Source organism: Pseudoxanthomonas composti (assembly GCF_004122095.1).
GTDB classification, from domain to species: domain Bacteria; phylum Pseudomonadota; class Gammaproteobacteria; order Xanthomonadales; family Xanthomonadaceae; genus Pseudoxanthomonas_A; species Pseudoxanthomonas_A composti.
Genome location: NZ_SAWZ01000001.1, coordinates 522867 through 545648 on the forward strand (window position 1 = coordinate 522867; position 22782 = coordinate 545648).

A 22782-nucleotide genomic window follows, 5' to 3' on the forward strand; every position below is an offset into this window, starting at 1 on the left:
GTACCGCCCTGTTGACCTAAACCTTACTTGAGGTCGCACGCTGGTGTCACCGCGCTGCCGCGCACCGATGCGGCAACGCGCTTCATTCCACAAGGACGCAAACCTCATGTCATCCATCGCCACGCCTCAGCGCGAGGATTCACCCACCGCGCCCCTGCCCTCGCTGCTCGCATCCGAGTACCGCGCCACCACCTTGGGCATGGTGGCGCTGGTCTCGCTGATCGCCTTCGAGGCGCTGGCCGTGGCCGCGGCCATGCCCACCGTGGCCCAGGCGCTGGATGGCCTGCCGCTGTACGCGCTGGCCTTCGGCGGCACCCTGGCCACCAGCGTGATCGGCCTGACCCTGGCCGGGCGCTGGTGCGATGCACGCGGCCCCGCGCCGGCGCTATGGCTGGGCCTGGCCAGCTTCATCATCGGGCTGGTGCTGGCCGGCGCCGCGGTGTCCATGCCCATGCTGCTGGCGGGCCGGCTGGTGCAGGGGCTGGGCGGCGGCTGCATGACCGTGGCGCTTTACGTGCTGGTGGCGCGGCAATACCCTGATGCCCTGCGCCCGAGACTGTTCGCGGCCTTCTCCGCCGGCTGGGTCGTCCCATCCCTGGTCGGCCCGGCGCTCAGCGGGTTCATCGTCGAATCCCTTGGCTGGCGCTGGGTGTTCCTGATCGTGCCGGTGCTGGCGCTGCCGGCCGCCTGGCTGCTGCGCCCTGCGCTGCGCGCGGCTCATGCCTCGGCTGGATCAGGCCAGCCCACCGGCGCTTCCACGCCGATCGCCTGGGCGATCGGCGCTGCGCTCGCCACTTGCCTGTTGTATCTGGGTGGCCAGCTGCACGGCGCCCTGGGCCTTGCCGTCATGCTGCCCGCAGCGGTGGGCGCGCTGCTGTGCGCGCAGCGACTGTTGCCCGCGGGGACCCTGCGCGGCGGCCGCGGCCTTCCCAGCGTGATCGCACTGCGCGGCCTGGCGTGCTCGTCCTTCTTCGCCACCGAGGCCTTCCTGCCGCTGCTGCTGTCGCGCGAACGCGGGCTGTCGCCGTCCTGGGCCGGCATCGCGCTCAGCATCGGCGCGCTGGGGTGGTTTGCCGGTTCCTGGTACCAGGGCCACAGCCGCAGCGGCTGGAGCCGCCATCGTTTCCTGCGCACCGGCACCCGCGCGATGTGCGCCGGCCTGCTGCTGACCTTCGGCCTGGTATGGCCGGCGCTGCCGATCCCGGTGGCCATCGCCGGCTGGGCGCTGACCGGCCTGGGGATGGGCATGATCTCGGCCAGCCTGTCGGTGTTGACGCTAGCGCTGTCCGCACCGCACGAACAGGGACGTAACAGCTCTGCGCTGCAGTTGTGCGAGGCCTTGGCCGTGGCTGCCACGCTGGCCATCGGCGGCTCGCTGTTCTCGCTGCTGCTGGAGCGCGCACCGCAGGCCGCGTACCTGACCACCTTCGCCGTTGCCGGCCTGGCGGCGGTGGCCGGCGCGTGGATCGTTGGGAGAACCGAGGCGCATCGCGGTGCGACTGCGTGAGGTGGGTCGACTCCAGCCCGGCAGGCGCTCACCCGGGGCCGATGCGCGCGTTCCTTGAAAGCGGCTGAACGTTCCTTTGGACAACCTGCCTGCGCCACGATCGAGCCGGAATTCGGATTGTCCTGTGGGAGCGGCTTCAGCCGCGAAGGGCATTCCCGGTAAAGCCCCTTCGCGGCTGAAGCCGCTCCCACAGGGCGCGCTCACAGCTCACTCGTGCTCCCTGAGTCGCGATGGGAGATGCCTTTTCTCATCTGAGACAGATGAGACAAGCGTCATCTCGCTAGGACAGGAACACCCCTGACTCTGACAGTTCGGTATCGCTGCCAGCCCGGCGTTACAGCGACTCCAGAAAGGTCAGGATCGCCTGGCGGTCGGCACGCGGCAGCGCCTCGTAGCGGGTTCGACTGTTGGCAGCTTCGCCACCATGCCAGGCGATCGCTTCGGACACGGTGCGGGCGCGGCCGTCATGCAGGTAACGCACGCTGCTGGCGTCGGCAAATCCGGTGCCCTTCTGGACATACTTCAGCGAGCCCAGCCCCCACAGCGGCTGCGTGCGCCACAGATTAGCCGCCGCCTCACCCTCGGCCAGCGTGTCGGCCATCTCGCTGCCCATGTCATGCAGCAGCAGATCGGTGTAGGGCCGGATGGTCTGGTTGCGAAGCTCGGCGAACGGGTGGCGGGCGCCGGTCTTGATCTGCGCCACGTGGCAGGCCGTGCACTGCGCCTGCGCGAACAGCTGCTGGCCGCGCGCCACCGTCTGCTCGTCCACCTCGTGCTCGGGCGGGGTGATGGTGCCATCTGTGTAGCCGCTGCGCAGGCTGCGCTGGGCGGGCACGCCGAGCAATTGCAGATAGTCGGTGAGCTGGGCGATGTCCTCGGTGGTGATGGCCGTCGAGGCGTTGCCGGCCTTGCACTCGGCCGAAGCCGGTGCCCGCTGGCAGGCGGCATTCTTGTAGACCGGGCTGGTCACGCCCATGTCCAGCAGCAGGGCCGTGCCGCTCTGCTGGCGCAGCGAGCCTTTGCCCGCCTTCCAGCCGAACCGCCCCAGGTGGCGCGCGCCGGTCTCCGGATCGATCGACCAGTTGGGCTTGCCGCGCACGCCATCGCCGTTGCGGTCGTCCGGATCGGACAACGCCAGGATCGTCTCCTCGTCGATCGCCTCCAGCAGCCCCAAGCCGATCACCTGCGGCGCCTGCCGCACCGAATAGGCCGCCGGCACCGGGCCTGAGAAGGCATAGACCGGCTTGCGCAACTCGACCACCTCGCCATCGGGTAGCCGCCGCTGCGAGGTCTCGAAGGACTGGATCCTCACCGCATGGTTCGGCGCGTTGCCATCGCGCGCCACCTGCTGCACGGCCAGGCCGTAGACCGGGTCGGGCGCCGCCCCGGTGGCATTGGCGGCCGCGGTCAGCACGTTCATCGCATTGAGCGGATCGCCGGCCTCCACCGCCGGGCTGCGGCCGTTCAAGCTGTGACAGGCCAGGCAGCGCTCCTGGTTGAAGCGCGCGCCCAGCTGGTTGGCGTGCCGGGTGAACACCGGGTTGACGTTGGGGCTTTCCGAGTGCCTGCCATCCAGGAAGGAGGTGTGGAACAGCCGCCGCCCCTCCACGAAGCGCTGCACGTTGCTGATGCCGATGTTGGTGGCGGCCTGCTGGAAGACCCGGTGCGGCTCTTCCGAATAGTTGTAGGACACGCTGGCCTGCCCGCCCAGCAGCGTCTCCTCGGGCAACGGCGTGGTGTCCAGCTTGGGCGCGGTGCCATACCAGGGCACGAAGCCCTTGCCGACCACGTACATCTGCTCCATCGAGTAATAGCGGCGCGGGCCGCCGTCGATCAGGGCGTTGTTCGTGCCCGGCGCGGCCTCCAGGAAGATGCTGCCGGTCATCTCGATCTTGTCGCCCATCCGCAGCCGGTTGTCTGGCCGGGTATTGCCGATGTAGAGCTGCTCATCGCCGTAGCGCCAGTAGTCGCGGATCACGGCGTTGCCGTCCCCGGCCACGCACATCTGGGCGATGTCGGTCGAGGCACCGCAGCGCGTGCTGCCATCGGTCGGATGCTTGAAGCCGGTGTTCAACTGCCAACCGTACTCGGCGCTGGTGGGATCGATGCGACGGAAGGCGTTGAAGGCGTTGTCGACCATGACCCCGGCGTTGGAGCGCAGGTACGCATTGATGCGCTGGCGACCCGCTGGCACCTCATCGCGAATGACGATGCCGAAGGTGCGGTTCTGGAAATAGTGGGTCGGGAAGGCGAAGTGATTGCCCGGCCCCCGGTCCACCGGATCGGTCCACGGCTCACCGCCTTCGCGCGAATGACGCGGCACCGGCCGAAACCCCAGCAGGGTCACCAAGGTGCCATCGGCCTCGGTGTACTGGATCTGCTCGCGCACCGGCGTGTCGCTGGCAAACAGCGACGCGTAGGCCGGCGTGGGGTTGGCCGCCGGCGGAACCGGCGTGGCCACCGGAGGCGCGGCAGGCTGCGCCGGCGTGCTGGCGCTGCCACCCCCACCACCCCCACCGCATGCGGCCAGGACCACCGCCGCCACACACGCCGCTGCCAAGGTCCTCGTCCGCATGCCCCGCCCCCATCCCGGTCCTGCGCAAGCGGCCGTCATGGCCATGCGCGAAAGAGCGCAATCCTACAGATCCGGACGGCCGCCACCTTGCTGGCGATCACTGTCTGCGCGCTTGGTCAGGTCCTGGCCCCTCGTTAGGAACGAGAGCTCGCGCCCGCAGTCTGACTGTGGCTCCTGCCAAGTCACCCTGTGACACAACGCCCCAGTGCCGCAACAAGGACAACGTAAGGACCACTCTTTCCGTCAATGCTCGAAGGAAAATAAGGGGGGGGGGGGGGATAAGTAACCCCAGTAGTATCGGGCCACTTTTACTGAGAGGCCATAAATTCACGATCGTTATTCATACTTAAAATCGATTTTTATCTTCATGCTGCGCAGGCATAGCTCGACAATACAACTTTTCCATGGCCTACCCCCCGCATAAAGCCCATTCGACTCGAAGAAATTTCTAAGCCGAACAAAAAGATCTAGCAAATCATTATCCACCTTCGCGCTGCTTGGCAAAAACCACTGCTTTTTTCCAGAGGGCCCAAGATAATCAAATAACAAATTACAGTGATCCTCCCCCGGAGAAATTTCGGCCTCTACCATTACCACCTCGGCGTCAGCAGGAGAGATCGCGACCAAAACCGCACCAATGCCCTCATAAATCTTATTGTCCACACTCACATCCCACGCGGAGAATTGACAAAAGCTCCTATTATTGGGCGTCCGGAATTTACAGGAATAGCTCCACGCTAATCAGCGAAGAACCTTTCAGGTGAATTCAATCGTGCACTCTGATAGCGGAAATGAGCGGCCATCCGAGACAACAAATTTATCCCCCTCGACTCGAGCAAGGAGTAAGCCAAGCCCCTTCCCCCCCTCTTCCATGTCCTTTCGCCAGCCAGCAAGATCACCGTGATATATGACAGCATGAAAAAGCGGGCCACCTGGAGGTGTAATGTCGCAACCAGCTTCATTTATGCCACCAGAAGTTGCATTAGGCGGCTCAGTAAAGCAGGTTATTTTTTTAAACTGCTTTCTGAACTTACTTTTCCCGTCATCAGAGAAGTAAACAGCCTCACGAGTAGATGTACTTTCGGTTCCCGGGATGACCCTGGCATCCACTCTCTCAAGCTTTCCACCAAGCATTCGCTCTAGCCCTTTAATTTGATCGCTCATGACGCAACCTCAATTTCTCACCGGAGTGATGACAAACTTAAAATTTTCAACACCCGCTTCTGTAAAATCCTTCGAATACTGACTAGCCAGCTCTTGACTATTCGTATGGTAAATGACGCCACCTTCAAAACCTGAAGAATATTTCTTTGCCTGATCCACCATCTTGGCTTGCTCTATAATCGACCAGGGTTTCGTACCTGTAGAGCCACTCGGGTTCCGAATGGAACTCCCCCAATCCTCTACAAACTTAGCATCAACAGCAGTTCGCTTTCCATCAGTAATAGTTACGTTATCAGCAACACCATTTACTCGCCTTCCGTCTACAACTGTCGTGAACTGACGTTCGGCATAGGTAACACCTCCATAAATATCTCGCACACCACTTTCATAGCTCTGTGCCTTGTCGATGGCTCGACCGCCGCTGATGGTCACGGGCTTAGTGGTTTCTAAACCCTGACCACTTGCTTTTGCACCACCAGCTGCAACATTCGGTGCAGAGACATCGTCGCCCAGGCGCACGACCGCTTTCCCCGCGCTGCTACCCGCCAGCTCCGCAGCCTCATCCACCGGCCTTAAGGCACTGACTGGCTCAAGGGTTGTGATCGGCAAAGTCGTGGCTGGCTTGCCTAGATTAGCGGCCGCACCCGCTGGCACAAACCCGACCAGAGAGTAGAGCGCCTCCGCATACGGCGTCGGCAGTCCTGTCTTGCTCAGCAACATGCCGCCCAGGGTGGATGTCGCTTGACCCGTCGCTACCGTTCTAGCCCCGGCTGTGGCCTGGTCTGCGCCCCAAGGGATCAGGACGCATGTAATGGCGGTCTCTAAGCATCCACCGCCGCCTGCGAGCATGGCGGTTGCGCCCTCCGCTGTTTGCAGCAGACCACCAAGGCGGGCAAACGGGTGTCCATTTTCGTTATCCCATTTCGTGGTGGCGTCTGATACGGCGTCAAGGGCTCCGTAGCCGAACAATTGCTGCTCCGAAGGCTTTCCAGTCTTTGCCGCCAGGGTTGTGCCGTAATTTAGGTAAATCTGAGTAGCCAGCAGGTCTTGCTCGTCCTTGAGCGATGCACCCGCAGCTTCAACAGCAGCCCAGAATTTTTGCTCCTCGCTACCATCCGCATACTCTGCAGAGCACTTGACTCGTGCGCAGGCGGCAGCGGTGAGCCGCGCCTCTTTATCGGCGTCCCCCTCGCTTAGCTCCTTGATCCGATTGACTTCCGTCTCGTTCAGCATGCGGTTGTTCTCCACCGCATTCTTGGAGGCGCCGGTTCCCGCCGCAGCCTCGGCCAGGCTTCCTCCCGAAATCCCCCCAGCCAGTGCGCCAGCTGCCTGCGACAGCGCCAAAATGGTTTGCTTGTCCGCGTCAGGAAACGCCTGCATCAGCACGCCGGCCGCCAGCTCCCCACCCGCTCCGGCTGACGCACCGCCCGCCAGCGATGTGCCATTGACCTCCGCAAGCACCGCGCCCAGCAGCGCATGCGACAAGGCCTGGGCGACCGCGTTCGGGTCGCTGCCGTGGTTGGTATCGAACTTCTGACCGATCAGCTGCGCTGCATATGGTGCGAGCGCGTTGCCCGCGATCTGCGCGCCGCTTTGGCCTGCGGTGCTACCCACCAAAGCCGTGGTCACGGCCTGCAGGTCGCGGTTGTAGTCGCCACCGGTCCCCCATTGCAGTTGGGTGGCATAAGCCTGGCGATAGTCCGAGCTGTTCTGCAGCAGGAGGTCCTGCTGGTCCGAAGCACTCAGCGCTCCGAATGCAGCCTGCGCCTCGGGCGATAGCCCCGACAGGTAAGCCTCGGCCGCTTGCGAGGCCTGCTTCTGGGCATTGGTGGCGATGTCCCCAGCCACTTGCTGGCTGGTCGCCACCACCGTGCCCATGGCCGCTGCCATGGCCTGCTGGTCCGCCAGGAGCTTCCCGGCATCGGGAAGATCCTTGAGCGCCGTGTGGGCAACGCTGGCGTCGGCGTTGATGCCCAGTTCCGCGGCGGTGGTCTGCTTGCCGCCGAGGGTGATGTTGCCTTCGGTCAGGGTGGCGTAGGTCGTGCTGCTGTCGCCGCCCTTCTCTGTCATCGGCACGCCAGCGCCGAAGTTCGGGGTGCCGCCTTCGGTGGTCGGCTTGAAGCCCTCGGCCTTGCCGCCGTAGCCGCCACTGATGCTGCCCGAGCTTGCGCTGTGCTGCATCTGGTTCTGCAGGTCGCTGAAGGTCAGGCTCTGCGCGGTCAGCGCGCTGTTGGCCGCATTGGTGCTCGCGATCGCACCGCCGATCAGGTTTACCGTGTCCGCATCGACGTGGTAACCGCCATCCCCGGCGAAGAGCCCGGACTGCTGCCCGACCCCTTCGTAGCTGCCGTTGGCCTTGCCCGAGCTGGCATAGCCGCTGGCGTCCCAGGCCGTGCCGAAGGACACCTGCACGCGTCCGCCGGCCTGGCTGTTCTTGGACGTGCTCTTGGCCAGGTCCTGCAGCGACTCGATGGTGAGTGCGCCGCCAGTCTTCACATCGATGCGGTCGCCCGTGGCTGTGGCACCGCGCAGGGTCGTGTCGCCATCGGCCTTCAGCGAGATGTCCCGACCGGTCAGCGTGGTGTTCTGCCAAGCGGTGCTGTCCGAACTGGACTTGCTGCTGCCCGCACTGGCTTCGGCATACACGTACACACCGGTCTGGGCGCCCACCGACACGCCTACGCCCACCTCGACACCTGCGTTGTTGCTGCGGCTGCTGTCGGTGACATGCGCCTTGCCTGCCTCCAGCAGGATGTCTTGGGCTGAATCCAAGGACAGCTTGTCGCCGGCGCTCAGGTTGCCTTGCACGACATGGATGTCGCCGGTGGTGCTGGTCAGGCTGAGGTTACCGCCGGCCTGCAGGGTCGAGCCTTGCGAGACCGTGCTGCTGCCCTGTGCGCTGCTGCTGGCCGTCTTGAAGCCAACACCCGCCTCAGCGGCGATCAGGGTGCCACTGCCCCCCGCGCCAGCGGCCGCCGCCGCCGCGCTTGCCGACTGGTAGGCATTGGCCGCCGCGGCCATGCCCTGCATCGCCTGCAGGCGACCATCGGACTGGCGGGCGGCGTCCACGTTGTTGATCAGGTCGATCAGCGGCGACTTGATCCGTGCGAACACGCCGAACTTCTTGTCCTCATCGCTTTGCGAGTACTGGCCGGTTTCTTCGGCCGTGGTCACCTCGATCTGTGCGGCGGTGATGCCGATGTCCTGCGCGGCCACCACGTTGCTGGCGACCTGGCTGTAGGTGCCTCCCGCGCTCAGGCTGACATCGCCTTTCAGGCTGCCCACGCTGCTGGCCACCTGCGACACCTGGCCCTCCTGGTCGCGGTGGCGCTGGGCGTTGTAGCCGGCGAAGCGCTCGGTGTCGGAGATGACCACCGTGCCGATGCCCTTGCTGTCCGAGCGATTGGCATTGCCCAGCGTGTCCTGGCCGCTCCGCAGGGTCAGGTCGCCGGCCGCGTGCAGGCCGACATCGCCGTCCGCGACGATGTTGCCGGCGGTCAGCACGATGTCGCCGCCGGTCGTGCTCAGGCTGGCATTACCGCCCACCGACAGCTGCGTGCCGGTGATGGTGTCGGTCTGGCCGGCACCGTTGCCCAGCTGGTTGTAGTTGCCGAAGGCCAGGGCCGCCGCGTTGTTGAATCCCCAGCCCTTGCCGGCGCTGGCGTTGCCGCTGGACTGGGTGTTGTGGGCCACATCGAAGACGATGTTCTGGCTGGCCAGCAGCAGGGCATTGCCCTCAGCCGACAGCTGCGCGCCCTGGCTGGTGATCGAGCCATCGCTGGCGAGCAGGGTCAGGTTGCCGGCGGCGGACAACTGGCTGACCCGGGCGTCGCTGCTGCTGCCATTCTGCGCCGCGTTGGCGCGCTGACTGCCGGCCTGTATCACCACCGGCGTGAGGGCTGCCATGGTGCCGGCGCTGGCGCCTTCGGCATCGCGGCTGGCCTTGCTCAAGGTCGAGCCACTGTCGGCCATGTCGGCCGTGGCCGAGTCGCGGGCGCTGCGATACGCCGCGGCCGGGTCGTAGGTCACCCTGACCGAGAAGCCGCTGGACTTGCTGGCTTGGCTGGACTGGCTGTCCGCCGTGTCCTGCCGCGCCAGCAGGGCGATGTCCTTGGCCGCCAGCGTCAGGTCCTGGCCCGCGCCCACATCGGAGGCCCAACCGGATGGATTTTATGTTTTTAAAGAGCTTCTACTCATGCCACGCCTGCAGAGAAAATCTCTCGATAACCACCGCTAAGAATCAGAGACAAATTTCTTCTGAATAAACACCATCCCTACTCCCCCCCTTATGCCAACATAGGCTCGCTCCATCGCGAGAAATCGAACTCCCCGGGCAATCGGCGCAAGACATGAGCGCAGTAGCGGTCAATTGCATCTCCAGGGTCGCGCAGCACCCGGATGTCATTGATGTCGCCACGATGAATGTGATAGACGACCTGATCCCGGCGAGTCGAGCATACAAAGAATTGATCGCCTACAGGCCCTCCTACGCCGGCAGGACGAGTATCGAGAAAACACCGAAACTTGTATCTTCTTATGCCGTAACGACCCTTCGGCTCAACCACCGTATCCGGAAAGAGATCGACAATCTTCGGAAGGAATTTCTTCTTCGCACCCTTGCCCAACGTATCCAGATAATTATCCGCGTCCAACCACATGGAGGAAGGATGGCCAATCAAACATCGATTGATCAAAGGCCCCTGAAATGGCTCACCTGGCATACGCCACCCCGCGGTACGCCATAACCACGATTTTGCCAACGCATCTGGAAGGCTCAACAAGGAACCAAATGAGTCATCGCCTTCTTCATAGGTAGAACCAGGAAAATTTGCCTGCACTTGAACCATTCGACCGCTGGCGTCAAAAAACAGGATAGGCCTGACCATAGGCGGACCACCTGGATTCATAAGATCCTTAATTAGGACAATACCAAGAAGAAGCTCTCCTGCCGCCTCATTGAATGCCGAAAATGAGTAAGGCTGCAGAATTTCGAGAGGACCAATAACCCAACTCTTCCCTCTCGACAATAGCCCTTCATAATCATAATTACTTTTCATTCCATTGTATCCAGGCTCCATCACGGATCGATAGGTGCCTGGCACATCTTCATAACACCCATAGATGCCCCCATCCATTCGAGCAAGATACTGGTCCGTTGACACCCCAAAGTTTTCATAAAAATCAACCATCGCGACTCCACTCTCATCAATTTGATTCACGGTAGGCCTTTACGGCTTCCTCAACCTTCCCCCTAAATTTATCTTGCACCCCTTCCAAATAATTCTTGTATTCAGCACTTACAGGCTTCCCATTCCAAGTCATCCATCCATCACCAACCCCTTCGACCTTGCATCCCTTGGAGCAGTTTGCCGAAGCGATCACGGGCTGCAGATTGGCCGGATCATTCAAAAGCTCCTTTTGAACAGTGACTGGCAACTCATCAAATCCGTCAATCTTCTTGATGGCATCTTGCGGAAGAATGTGATCGACATGCACCTTAGCCGTGGACGGCACAACTTCCTTGGCTCCGGTCAATGGATTGACCCACGTCAGCTCGTTCCTGGCGTTCACCCAAGTATCGCTGACGACCCTTCCATTTAGCCAAATCGTGTCTTCGGCGGCCTTGGCTAAAGGACGAAGTACGCCGACCGTCTTGCCAACTACGGTCGGCAACGCAGCCAACGCCACATCCGTGCTAGCTCCTTGGGTATCGCCTTGCACCACCTTACGTACGACACCGGCCGCCATACCGACATCGCCGCTGAACGTCTCCAATACCGCAATGCCATCGGAACCACGTATCGCTGACGCCCAAGTCAACAGCTCGCCTTGGTACATCTGCTGCAAGGAGTTCTTGGTAACTCCCGAAGCTCCAAGGACGTTGTAGACCTGTTGGAACTGCTTGGTGGTGTTGGCCAGCAGATTGCCGTACTGGGGGAAGCTGCCGTATTCCGCGTCAGTAGCTCTAAAAGCCTGCCCCCAGCTATAGCTATTCTCGTTGGTGTTCAGGAACGCCAGTGCTTCGGTATCGATCTTCTCTATGCCGACCTGCTTGGCGAGCACGGCATCAACCTGCGCCGCCGCCTCCAGGGTCAAGCGGTACTTCGCCTCATCAACACTGATGCCTTGCTGCTGTGCGAACGACTCTGCGTTCTGGTTGATCCAAGTGACTTCATCTGGATGAAGCTGGCGGTTGTACTGGTCGCCCGCCAGCGCCGTGCCGGCGCCTGTGCCGCCGCCCAGCGCGGTTCCCAAGGCCGCACTGCCCAGCTCCATCAGGCTGCCGAAGGCTGGGTCCTGAGGCGACATGCCTTGCGCGACCAGGTAATCCGCCATCGCCTGTTTGGCAGCCTCGGCCACCATCGCGCCCGCCGCACCAGCCAAGGCATCCGACCCGCCCAGCGCGGCGACCGCGGCCCCGGTCAGCCCGTGCAGCAGTGTCTTGTTGGTACCACTTTCACTCCAGCTGTTCAGCCTTGCCAATGCATCAGCCTCGGCTGCCGCATCGCCGTTGGCTTGTGCTGTGGCGAAGTCTTCCAGCGCACGCTGCTGCATCTGTGCGGCCAGGTCCCCTGCCGCCCGGAACCACACCTGCCCGGCCACTTGGCCCAACTCGGCACGCTCCTGCAGCTTGTCCAGGTTGATTTCCTTGACCCCGTTGCCATCCAGCGTAGTGGCGGTACGCGTCAGCCCATCCAGTGCTGTGGTGTCGCCGTTGCGCACCACCACCGTGCCAGCGGCGATATCGCTCGTGGTCGTGCTGCTGGCGCTGTCCTTGGACCCGCCCAGCGCGCTGAGCCCGGCAGCCGCGGCCGAGGCGGCCATGCCGCCGCCAGTGCTCGCACTGACCCCCACGCTGCTGGTCTTGGCCTTGGCCTCGTTCTGCAGGTCCTCCACCGTCAGGCTGCCGGTGGACAGGTGGTTGAGTGCCGCATCTGCGCTGCTGGCGATCGCCGCGCCCACCAGGTGCGTGTTCCCGCCGACGTTGATGTCGAAGCCACCGGCGCCGGCCTGGATGCCGCTCTGCTCGGCCACGCTGGTGTAGCTACTTTCGACCTTCTGCTGGCTGTAGCTGCCGCCGCTGCCCGAACCGGTCGCCAGCGTCAGGCTCGCCTGCTGCTGCTTGCTCTTGTACTCGCTGTTGTCCTGCTCGCTCTTGATCAGCAGGTTGCCGCCGATATCGGCCACCACCCGGTTACCCAAGGCCTGCGCGCCCTGGATCGTGGTGTCGTTGCCGCTGACCAGCGTCAACGTATCCGCCGCGCTCACCACGCTCTCAGCATGCAGATCACTATTGCCCTTGGCCTGGCCCTTGCCGGCACTGACGGACAGGTAATAGCCGGTCGTGGCGCCCACGCTGACGCCGATCTCGCCGCCGGCGTTCTTGTTCTCCGACTTGCTGGTGTTGCTCTCCTGATTGCTCAGCAGGCTCAGGTTCCGCGCCGCCGCCAAGGCGACGTTTTGGCCTGCAATCTGGCTGCCGATGACGCTCAGATCGCCGCCGGTGGCGGCGATGGTCACATCGCCATCGCTCAGGATCCGACTGCCGCCGGTGCTCTCCTCGTGCGTCACCGTCTTGCTCGACGAACTGCTGGCGCCGATGCCGAGGCGCAGGCTTACACCGGCCGCGTTGGCCGCGCCCTGGTTGCCATCGGCAAGGGCGCTCGTGCCATCCTGCGCGACGTTCCCGGCTACGGCCTGGCCCTGGTAGCCGGCCATGCCGTTGTTGAACAGCCCGGCGGCATCGCCCGCCGCGTATGCCGCCCTGGCCGCATACAACGCCTTGAGCCGGTCGTCCTCCACCTCGCTGCCTCGCTTGACCGCGCCGTAGGCTGCCTGGGCGGCATCCACCACGCCACCCGTCAGTCCCAGCGTGATGCCGGCGCTCTGCTGCTTGGAGGTCTGGACCGTATCGATGCGGTTCTCCGCCGCCGCGATGGTGACTTCCTTGCCGACGATGGTCGTCCCGCCGGCACTGAGCACATCGCTGCCGGTGATGTTCACCGCATTGCCGGCCGTCAGCGTGACCAACCCGTCCGTGCTGCCCACCACGCTGCCGCTGTGGCTGACTTCGGTCGCATCAAGCGTATCGGTCTTCTTGGTCACGCCCAGGTTGACGCTGAAGCCACCGCCGCCGTACAGACCAGACTTCTTGACGGTCCTGTCGTGCTCCTCGCTGTGCGTGTTCTGCGCCGTCTCGAGTTTCAGGTCGTTGCCGGCTGCCAGCAGGACATCGCCGGTTCCCACGATCTGGGCGCCCTGGGACAACAGGTCATTGCCGGCGGCGACGGTAACGCTTTCGCCACTCAGGGTGCTGGCCACCGCCACGCTGTCATGCCATTCGTCGTGGGTGGTGGTGGTCTTGCTGGAGAAGGTGCCCTTCTTCTTTTTGGCCATGTCCTGCACGGCGTCGTGCTGTTCCTGCGCCGAGAGCAGGTTCACATCGTTGCCGGCCGACAGGGCGATGCCGCCGTTGGTGCTACTGACCGTGGCCGCGGTCAGGGTGGCGTCGTGACCTGCCTGCAGGACGATGTCGCTGCCAGCCTGGAAGCTGGTGCCGTGTACGGTCTGGTCCGAGGTCTGCGTCACCTGCTTGAAGCGCTTGCGCGTCTCGGTGGTGCTGCTGGTGTCGGTGGTGGTCAGGGCGGTGACGTTGAGGTCGTTGCCGGCCACCACGGTCATACCCTGCCCGGCCTGGAGCTGGGCCGCCACCAGGTTCACGTCGTTGCCCGCGGCCAGCACCAGGTTGCCGCCGGCGTTGAGGGCCTGCACGTCCAGCGACTGGCGCGTGGTGGTGGTGGTCACCTGGGTCTTGCCCTGGCGACTGCGATCGACCACGGTGCTGCCGGGCTCGAGGACCGATTCCACCGTCAGGTCGCGCGCGGCCGTGGCCACCAGGTCGCCACCGGCGCTGACTTCCACCTGCCGCAGCAGCAGGTCCTTGCCCGAGCTCAGCTGCAGGTCCTCTGCCGCGCTCACGCGGGTGCGCGTGCCGCTGCCGTCCTGGGACAGGGACAGCGTGCCGCCGGCCATCAGGGCGGCGCTCCCGCCGGCCTCCACCGCCACGCCGCGCAGTTGCAGGTCGTTGCCTGCCTGCAGCTGCAGGTTGCCGCCGGCCTGGATCGATGTCGCCTCGCCACCGCGGATGAGTCCGGCGTCTTCGCGCAGCGCGCCGGGCTGGGCCAGCAGGCTGCCGCCGGCGGCCAGCAGGGCGTTGCCGCCCGCGGCCACCTTGGTGCCCGACAGCGACAGGTCGCCTCCGGCCAGCAGTGCCAGGCTGTTGCCGGCGCTGATCGCGCCCAGCGTGCTGTGTGCGCCGATGCCGGCCAGGGCCTCGCTGCGCAGCGCGTTGCCCGCACTCAGCGCCACGTCCTGGCCCTGGATCTGGCCACCCAGGTTGAGCAGGTCATCGCGTGCCTGCAGGACCACCGCGTCGCTACCGGCGATGCGCCCCTGGTTGAGCAGGCTGCCGGCCGTGGCGAGCACGTCGGTGCCGGTGATGGCGCCCTGGTTGGTCAGGGTGCCGGTGGCGTTCAAGTCCACGGTGCCACCGGCGATCAGCGCCCCGTCGCTGCGCAACTGCAGCGAGGACGAGGCCAGGTACACCACGGGCACCAGCACCTTCTGGCCGGCGTATTCATGCTCGACCATCCACACGATGTCCTCGGTCAGCGCCGCCACCTGCGCCGCGCTCAGGCCCACGCCCACGCTCAGCTGCAACGCGTTGGACGCGGCCACGCCCGATTCCAGCAGCGCTCGGTACTGCGCCACCCCGTCCTCGTAGTTGCCCAGGTAGCGCCGGCCGGTCAGGTCGGTGATCTGGTCCAGCACCAGGCGCTGCTCGTAGAAGCCATCCCCCAGGCGCTTCATGTCCGCTTCCGGGTCCACGCCCAGCTTGTCCAGCAGGTAGTCGCTGCTGATGAAGTTGTCGTAGTTGACGAAGCGCGGATCGGTCTCGATCAGGTACCGTCGCACCGGGCCGCCGCCGCGATAGGCGTTGATGCCGCCCAGTGCGCCGGCCGCGCGGCCAAGTGCCGCGGTCGTGGCGCCATCGATGCTGGCCAGGCGGTAGAGCCCGCCCGGCGCGGTCATCCGTACGTAGTCGGGCACGTTAACCGTGCCGTCCAGCAGCACCGTTTGCGTCTGCCCCTCGACTGCCGCGGGCGCCACGGTGGAACTGCTCACGCCCGTGGCCGCGCCGACGCTGGTGGCCACAGGACCGGCCGACTGCAGGCCATTGTCCACACGCGCCGGACCGCTCGCCGCATTCGCACGGCCCTGCACGGACTGACCTGAAGCGCCGTTGGCGCGCTCCACGCCGCGCTGCGACGGTGCGCCGATACCGCCGCTGCCGGCGAGTTGTGCACCGCTGATCGCCCGGCCGTCCAGACTGACCGCGCCATTGGAGATGTTGGCGCCATTGATCGCCACTCCCTGGCCACCGGTCATGTTGGCGGCAAGGGCGATGTAGCTGTTGTCCAGGATCCCGGAGTTGTACTCCTCTACCTGTACGCTGTAAGTGCAGCCGTCCGCTCGATAGCCGCGTGCGCAATCGCCATCCTCCAGAACGGCCACCTGCGCGACGTCGGCGTATCGAGTCCGTTGGCTCAGTGCTAGAGCGTTGTTGCTTACGACTTCTTGCCCGCTGATCAGAGCATCGCTAAGACCATTCGTGCCGGCACGATTGAGCGAGAGCACACCAGCGGCGGCAATCGTCGATGCATTGTTGTCTACGCTGCCGGACAGGGAGATGTTATTTCCAGCGGCGAGGCGTCCTTCGGCGCTGGCCGAGATCAGTTGATCGCGGCTGATGACGTCATACGTTCGCGTCTCCTCCAGAATGATTCTGTCACCGACGTTGGGACCGTTTTGCTCGGGCATTGGTCCCCCGACGTACAGCACTTCAGGAGGCGTCGTCGCGTTAATTGCTTCGCGCTCAGCTTCAGACAGCGGAGCGGTTTGGGCGTTCACCACCCGCCGCCGGTTATTGATCTGATTGGCCGCGATGAGCACGCTGCCATCGGCCTCGATGCTGCCGGAGATGTTGTTCAGCACACCGGTGCGCGCGGTGAGGGTGCCGCCGCCGTCGCGCGCGGCACCGATGGCGATGTTGCCCAGGCTGAAGATGCGCGCGTCGCGGTTGAGTAGCTGGTCGCGCACCAGCAGGGTCATGTTGCCGGTGCTGCCCAACAGCGCCGAGCCGTAGGCGCTGTTGTCGGTCGCCCCGCCCAGGTCGGCGCCGTTGATCAGGGTGCCGGCCTCCACCAGCACGTTGCCGCCGACGAGGTTGCCGGTGTTGTTGATGGTGCCCGCGCGCAGGCTCAGCGCGGTGTTGCCGGAGACGCTGCCGGCGTTGTCCAGAGTGCCGCCGGTGCCCAGGCGGGTCTCGTTGGCCAGGATGCTGGCGCCGCCCCGGTTGAAGATATTGCCGGCGCTGATGTCCAGCACACGCGCGGCCTTCAGCGTGGCCTCGTTGGTCAGGTTGCCGCCCACGCGCAGGAAGAAATCGCCGTTGCTGGACAGGTCGGCGCCGGCACGATGCACGTAGTCGCCATGCAGGGTCAGGTCGAGCAGGTTCTGGGCCAGGATGCTGCCGCCGCCATCGAAGCTGCTGGTGGAGATGACCACGTCACCGGCACCGCCGGTGCTACTGCCCGCGCCGATCCGTCCACCGGCGTTGCTCAGCGACTGCAGGTCCAAGCGGACGGCTTGCTCGGCCTTGAGCGTGCCGTTGCGGTTATCCACGGTGGCGCCGCCACGCTGCAGCGCGAAGCTGCCGCCTGCGTAGACGTTGCCGCCCTGGTTGTCCAGAGCGTTGGTGTTGGCGGTGAGATCGCCACCGGCGACCAGTTGGCCGTTGCTGTTGCCGATGCTGGCCGCGTCGATCACCACGCTGCCACGCCCGCCCAGGTTGCCGCTGGCATTGACCAGGCCGCCGCCGGTGACCAGGCGGGTCAGGCCGGTGCCGTTGTTGACGATGTGGCCCTGGGCGTTGTCGATGGACCCTGCCGAGGCGGTGAGCGTGGTGCCGGCATCGAGCTGGCCGCCGCCGTTGCGCAGCGCGCCGTTCACGGTGAGGTTGAACGCGCCACCGGCGCCGAAGCGGCCGCCCTGGTGGTTGTCGAACTGGCCGCGCGCGGTGATGTTCAATGCGCCACCGGCCTGCACGCTGCCGCCGGCATTGGCGATGTTGGTGGCGATCAGCGTGGCCTCGCCGCTGGCGCCGAGGCTGCCATTGCCGTTGTCCAGCCCCTGGGCCAGCTCGACCCACAGGCCGCCGCCGCTGCCATTGCTGGCCACCGCCTGCGCGGTGCCCCCGGCGTTGGTCAGGCTGTCGGCACGCAGGGTCAGCGCGCCGCCGCTGGCCTGCAGCAGGCCGTTGCGGTTGTCGATGGCGCCGGAGGTGGTCACCGCCAGGTCGCGTGCTGCAATGGAACCTGCCACGTTGGACAGGCTGGTCGCAGCCAGGCCGGCATCGCCGGCGGCGGCGATGACGCCGTTCTGGTTGTCCAGCGCGCCGCTGGCCGACAGGGTCAATCGGCCCTGGGTCAGCACGCGTCCGCCGGCGTTGCCGAGCGCGCCGCGGCTGCTGATGTCGAGGGTGCCGGCGCCGGCATGTTCGATCCGGCCCTGGCTGTTGTCCAGGCTGGCCGCGGCCAGGGTGAGGTTGCCGCCGTTGCTGGCGATGGTGCCGGCGCTGTTGTCGATGCCGCCGTCGAACACCAGCCGGGTATCGCCGCCGCCGGACTGCACCAGGCGGCCACCGGCGTTGTCCAGCGCCGCCGAGTTCAGCGTCAACTGGTTGGCCTGCAGGCTGCCGCCGGCGTTGTCGAGCGTGCCGCCGGCCGACATGGCCAGCGTGCCGCCGGCGAGCAGGTTGGCGTTGCGATGGTCGATCGCGCCGGTGGCGCTCAGCGTGGCGTTGCCGCTTACGCGGGTGGTGCTGCCGGCCAGTTGCAGCTGCTGGCCCGAGGCCTGCAGCGCATGGCCTGCCAGCAGCGTGCCCGAGGCCTGCATGGTGCGGTCTGCGATCAGCGACAGCGTGCCGCCGCTGCCCAGCTCGCCGTTGGCGGCGATGCCGGCGCCGACGGTGCCGGCGATGGCGATGTCGCCGGCGTGCAGGCTGAGGTCACCGGCGGACACGGTCTGCCCGGCGTTGTCGAGATGCGCCGCTTCCAGCGCCACGGCCTGGCCGCGCACGCTGCCGCGCTGGCGCAGGGTAGCGCCGCTGCCCAGGTCGACCTGCTGGGCATCGAGCGCACCGTCGATGGTCAAATCCCCGCCCGCATCGAGCCGCAGCAGGGACGCGGCACTGAGCGTGCCGCTCTGGCTGAGCGCGCCATCGGCCTGGGCGGTGAAGGCGCCGCTGGCGGCCAGCGTGCCAGCCAGGCGCAGGTCGCCATGGCTGCGCAACGCGACCTCGCCGGACTCGCTCCCCAGCCTGCCGCTGCTGGCCAGGCCGGCCGCGGTCACCTGCAGTGCCTGGCCGCCGATCAGGTCGCCCTGGTTGTCCACGCTGCCACGCGCGCTCAGCTCTAATCCCTGCGCGCCATAGGCTTGGCCTTGCTGGCTCAGGCTGCCCACGTCCAGGGCGAGCATGCGCCCTGCCAGCAGCCCGCCAGCGTTGCCGGCCTGCCCGGCCAGCTGCACGCTCAGGTCGCGTTGCGCGGCCAGCATGCCGCGGTTGTCCAGGCTGGCTGCGTTGACGGACAGGTCGCTGCCTGCATGTAGCTGGGCAGCGTTGTGCAGCGCGGACCCGGCGGCGATATCGATGGTGGTGCCGGCCTGCAGCGCGCCCGCCAGGGCGATGTCGCCATCGGCCTGCAGGTCCAGCGTGGTGCCGGCTTCGAGCGTGCCGCGGCTGTCGATGGCGCCGGCGTCCAGCGCCAGCGACTGCGCGGTCTGTATCTGCGCGGCCTGGCCGGTGGCCAGGGTGGCGCCGGCGCCCAGACGAACGCTGGCGGCGCCCAGCTGGCCGTCCAGCTGCAGGGTGCGCTGGGCCTGCAGATCGGCCGCTTGGATCGCGTGCAGGCTGCCGCCGAACACCGCATCGCGCCCGGCGCTCAGCACCAGTGACTGCGCCGACAGACCGCCCGCCTGGTAGAGACTGCCGCCCGCCTGTGCATGCAGCGCACCGGCGGCGGCGACGACGCCTGCAAGGTCGAGGTCCTCGCGGGCCGAAAGCCGGACCGCGCCCGCTTCGCTGCCCAGGCGACCACGGCTGCGCAAGGTCCCGGCATCAACTTCCACATCGCCAACAGCAATCGCCTCGCCGGTGTTGTCGAGCGTCTGCAGCACCTGCAGCCGCAGGTCCTGCCCGGCCTGCAGGGTGCCGGCATTGGCAAGGCTGCCGGCAAGGTTCGCTTCCAGCGTGCGCTGGGCGGCAAGGACCGCGCTGACGGCGTTGTCCAGGCCGTCGGCATCGATGCGCAAGTCGCGGCCGGCGATGACCTGGCCGGCGGCGCTCAGTTGGCCATCGCTGCGCAAGGCCACGTCACCGCCTGCCTGCACAATCCCACCCAGCGTCAGCGCATCGCTGCCGAACAGGCGCAGGTCGCCATTGGCATCCAGGCTGCCTTGGCTGTCGAGCACGCGTGCGTCGGCCGCGATTGCAGCGCCGCTCTGCAGGACCGAGCCAGCTTCAAGGTGCAGCTGGTCGGCCTGCAGGCTGGCATTGGCCTCGCTGCGCGCCTGCGCGGCGAAGCTCAGCGCGGCATGCGCGCGCAGGTCGAGTGTGCCCGCCGATTGCAGGGTGCCGCGCGCGACCAGGTCGCGCCCGGCCGACAGCGACACGCTGCCGCCGCTCAGCGCACCGGCCTGGTGCAGGTCACCGGCCGCGACGGCTCGCAGCGCACCGGCGGCCGCGGCCGATCCGGCAAGCGCAAGATCACCGTCGGCGGTCAGTGCCGCATCGCCCGCCTCGCTGCCGATCTGGCCGCTGGTGCGCATCGTGCCGGCGCGCACGGCGAGCGCATCATGCGCGACCAGGCTGCCGGTGTTCTCCAGCGTCTCCTGCACCTGCACGTCCATGTTGCCGGCGCTGGTGATGCGGCCGTCCTGCCGCAGCGCGTGCGCACGCAGGTCCACACCGCCGAGCGCATGGATCTGGCCAGCGTTCTCCAGTGCGCCGAGCACCTGCAGTTGGAGTCCCTCGCCGGCCGAGAGCGTCGCATCGCGAGCCTGGCGCATCGCGGCCGCGCTCGCCGACAGCGGGCCGCCGGCCACCACCTGGGCCGCGCTGTCGAGTGCGCCGCCGGCCTGCAGCGCCAGCGCCTCACGCGCCTGCACCGTCCCGGCCAGTGTCAGCGCATCGACCGCGGTGGCCTGCAGCGAGCCGCCGGCATCGAGCACGCCGTCGCTGTCCACGCTGGCGCCCTGCAGGACCAGCGCGCCCAGGCTCTGCAGTTGACCACGCTGGCGCAGCGCCGCATCGGCCTGCACACGCAGGTCGCCGGCTGCCGACACCACCGCACTGCTGTCCAGCGCGCCGACCGCCTGCAGGTCCATGCCGCCCGCGGTGCTACGCACGCTGCCGCCCAGGACCAGATCACCGCCGCTGCGCGCCGCCAGCGTGGCCGCACTCAGCGAGCCTTCGAGTCGCGCCTGCTGCTGGGCCTGGATCGAGGCCGCACCGCCTGCAACGGTGTTGCCGCCCAGCGCGAGCGTGTTGACACGTAACGCCAGCGCACCGCGCTGGCTGCCAAGGTCGCCACTGGAAGCCAACTGCGCGGTGTCCACGCGTAGGGCATCGGCCGCCACCAGGCTGCCGCGATTGTCCAGCGCATCGCGCAGCGCCAATGTGGCCGCACCGGCGCTGTAGACCTGTCCGGCGTTGTCCAGGCGCTCGCCGCGCAGGTCCAGCCCCGCGCGGGCGTAAAGCGTGCCGGCGTTATCGGTGCTGGCGCTGTCCACGGACAAGGCGCCGTTGGCCGACACCATGCCATCTGCGCGGTTATCCAACCGCGCCGTCTGGAGCCGCAGTGCGCCACCGGAGATCAGGCTGCCGCGGTTGTCCAGGGCCGAAGCCAGCAGCTGCACGCCGCCCCGGCCCTGGGCCAGGCCAGCCAGGCTGGCCGAACCCGTGCTGCGGATGTCCAGGGTGTCGGCGGCATCCAGCGTGCCGGACAGCCCCATCCTGCCGGCGTCCAGGGCCAGGCTGGCGCCACTTTGCAGCATGCCCGACAGCGACAGCTCCTCCGCCTGCAAGGAAGCATTGCCACCGGCATGGAGCGTGCCGGCACTGCGCAGCAGGCCATCGGCGTTCAGGGCCAGGGTGCCTGCGCTGTAGATGTTGCCGTCCACGGCCAGCTCGGCGGCGGCCAGGCGCAGCGCACCGGCGCTGCTGCGACCGGTTTGCAGCAGCGCGCCGGTGGTTGCCGCGTCCAGCGTGCCCGCGGCGATGGTGTCGCCGCGCAGCGCCATCGACGCGCCGCGCAGGCTGACATCCCCGGTCTGCGAGCCGGCCGTGCCGTCCTGTAACAACGCACCGGCCGCAGCGACCGCCAGGGCATCGCGCGCCACCGTGGCGCCGTCCAGGCTGACCTGTCCGCTGCTGTCGATCCGCAGATCCCCGGCCTGCGCCGCCAGCGTGCCCTTGCTGACCACGCCGACCCCGGCCTCGGTAGCGATCAGGCGAATGCGATTGGCATACATGCCACCGAGCTGGGCCACGTCGATGCCGAAGGCCGGCGCCCCGCCCTCGGTCGCCGGCAAGGCTTCGAGCAGCAGGCCGTCGTAGCTGAAGCGCCCGCCACCGCTCACCCCGTTCAGATCCTGCGCCCACACCGAGCCGGCCACGCCCAGCTGCCGGGACAGCAGATCCAGTCGATCCACGCCGGATGCATCCAGGCCACGGGCGCCCACCTCCAAGGTGCCGCCGCCCACGTCGAAGCCGTTGAGCGCGCCATCGGCGCCAAGATGGGGACGGCCGGTGGCCAGGGTCACGCGCGAGGTGTTGAGGAAGCCGCAGCCGTTGCAGCTGATGCCGTTGGGGTTGGCGATGACCAGCTGCGCCCTGCTGCCGGCGATCTCGACATAGCCATCGAGTCGGCTGCGTGTGGAGCTGACCTCGTTGAGGATCAGCGAGGCCGGCCCGGCGCCCTTGAGGTTGTCGTTGCCGGCGACGTAGCCGCCCAGCTCGGTCCTGGAGATCTGCGCGCTGTTGTTGAGGATCAGGCCCTGCGTGCCGACGTCGAACTGGTTGTAGCGGTTGTGCGAGACGCCCTTGGCATTGGGCGCCACGATGTCCACGACGGGCACGCCATTGGCGGCCACCTGCTGGCCCGGCGTCTGCCCCTGCGCGTTGCTGGCCAGGGCCACCTGGGCCCAGGCCGGGAATGACGCCCACGGCACCGTGCAGGACAGCAGCAGGGCGAGCGCGCGCTTGCACAGCTCGGCGACATACCTGCGCGGCCCTGCAGGCACCGGCGCCATGTCCATCCGATCCATCTCGCTCACGTGCTTGCTCAACTTGTCCATGTCGCGTCCCCTGTTTCCTTGTTGCCTGGTGCTCCGCGCGGTGGCGGACTCAAATCGC

The 22782-nt window shown here is 66.5% G+C and carries 7 protein-coding genes; 1 reads left to right on the forward strand and 6 read right to left on the reverse strand.

What is annotated here, in order from left to right:
- The first annotated feature begins 106 nt into the window (after positions 1-106).
- Positions 107-1507 carry an MFS transporter gene (locus EPA99_RS02225; protein WP_129469547.1) on the forward strand — a complete coding sequence of 467 codons (1401 nt, stop codon included), beginning with the start codon at positions 107-109 and terminating at the stop codon, positions 1505-1507.
- Positions 1508-1841: 334 nt separating this feature from the next.
- Here the strand turns inward: EPA99_RS02225 and EPA99_RS02230 are convergent, their stop codons facing one another.
- From EPA99_RS02230 to EPA99_RS02255, 6 genes are all read right to left on the reverse strand, one after another.
- Complete coding sequence (locus EPA99_RS02230) at positions 1842-4067, reverse strand: di-heme oxidoreductase family protein (RefSeq protein WP_206733664.1); 2226 nt, start codon at positions 4065-4067, stop codon at positions 1842-1844.
- Between the two features lie 351 nt (positions 4068-4418).
- Entirely contained in the window at positions 4419-4745 is a 327-nt protein-coding gene (locus EPA99_RS02235; protein ID WP_129469549.1) for a hypothetical protein, read from the reverse strand.
- Between the two features lie 93 nt (positions 4746-4838).
- Positions 4839-5246, reverse strand: coding sequence for a hypothetical protein (locus EPA99_RS02240; protein WP_129469550.1), 408 nt, complete (start codon positions 5244-5246; stop codon positions 4839-4841).
- 9 nt (positions 5247-5255) lie between these two features.
- Positions 5256-9392, reverse strand: a complete 4137-nt coding sequence (locus EPA99_RS02245; RefSeq protein WP_129469551.1) for a hemagglutinin repeat-containing protein — start codon at positions 9390-9392, stop codon at positions 5256-5258.
- A 140-nt stretch (positions 9393-9532) separates the two neighbouring features.
- Entirely contained in the window at positions 9533-10435 is a 903-nt protein-coding gene (locus EPA99_RS02250; protein WP_129469552.1) for a hypothetical protein, read from the reverse strand.
- 16 nt (positions 10436-10451) lie between these two features.
- A complete protein-coding gene (locus EPA99_RS02255; protein WP_425479151.1) occupies positions 10452-22679 on the reverse strand; it encodes a hemagglutinin repeat-containing protein in 12228 nt (4075 codons plus the stop codon).
- Between the last annotated feature and the right edge of the window lie 103 nt (positions 22680-22782).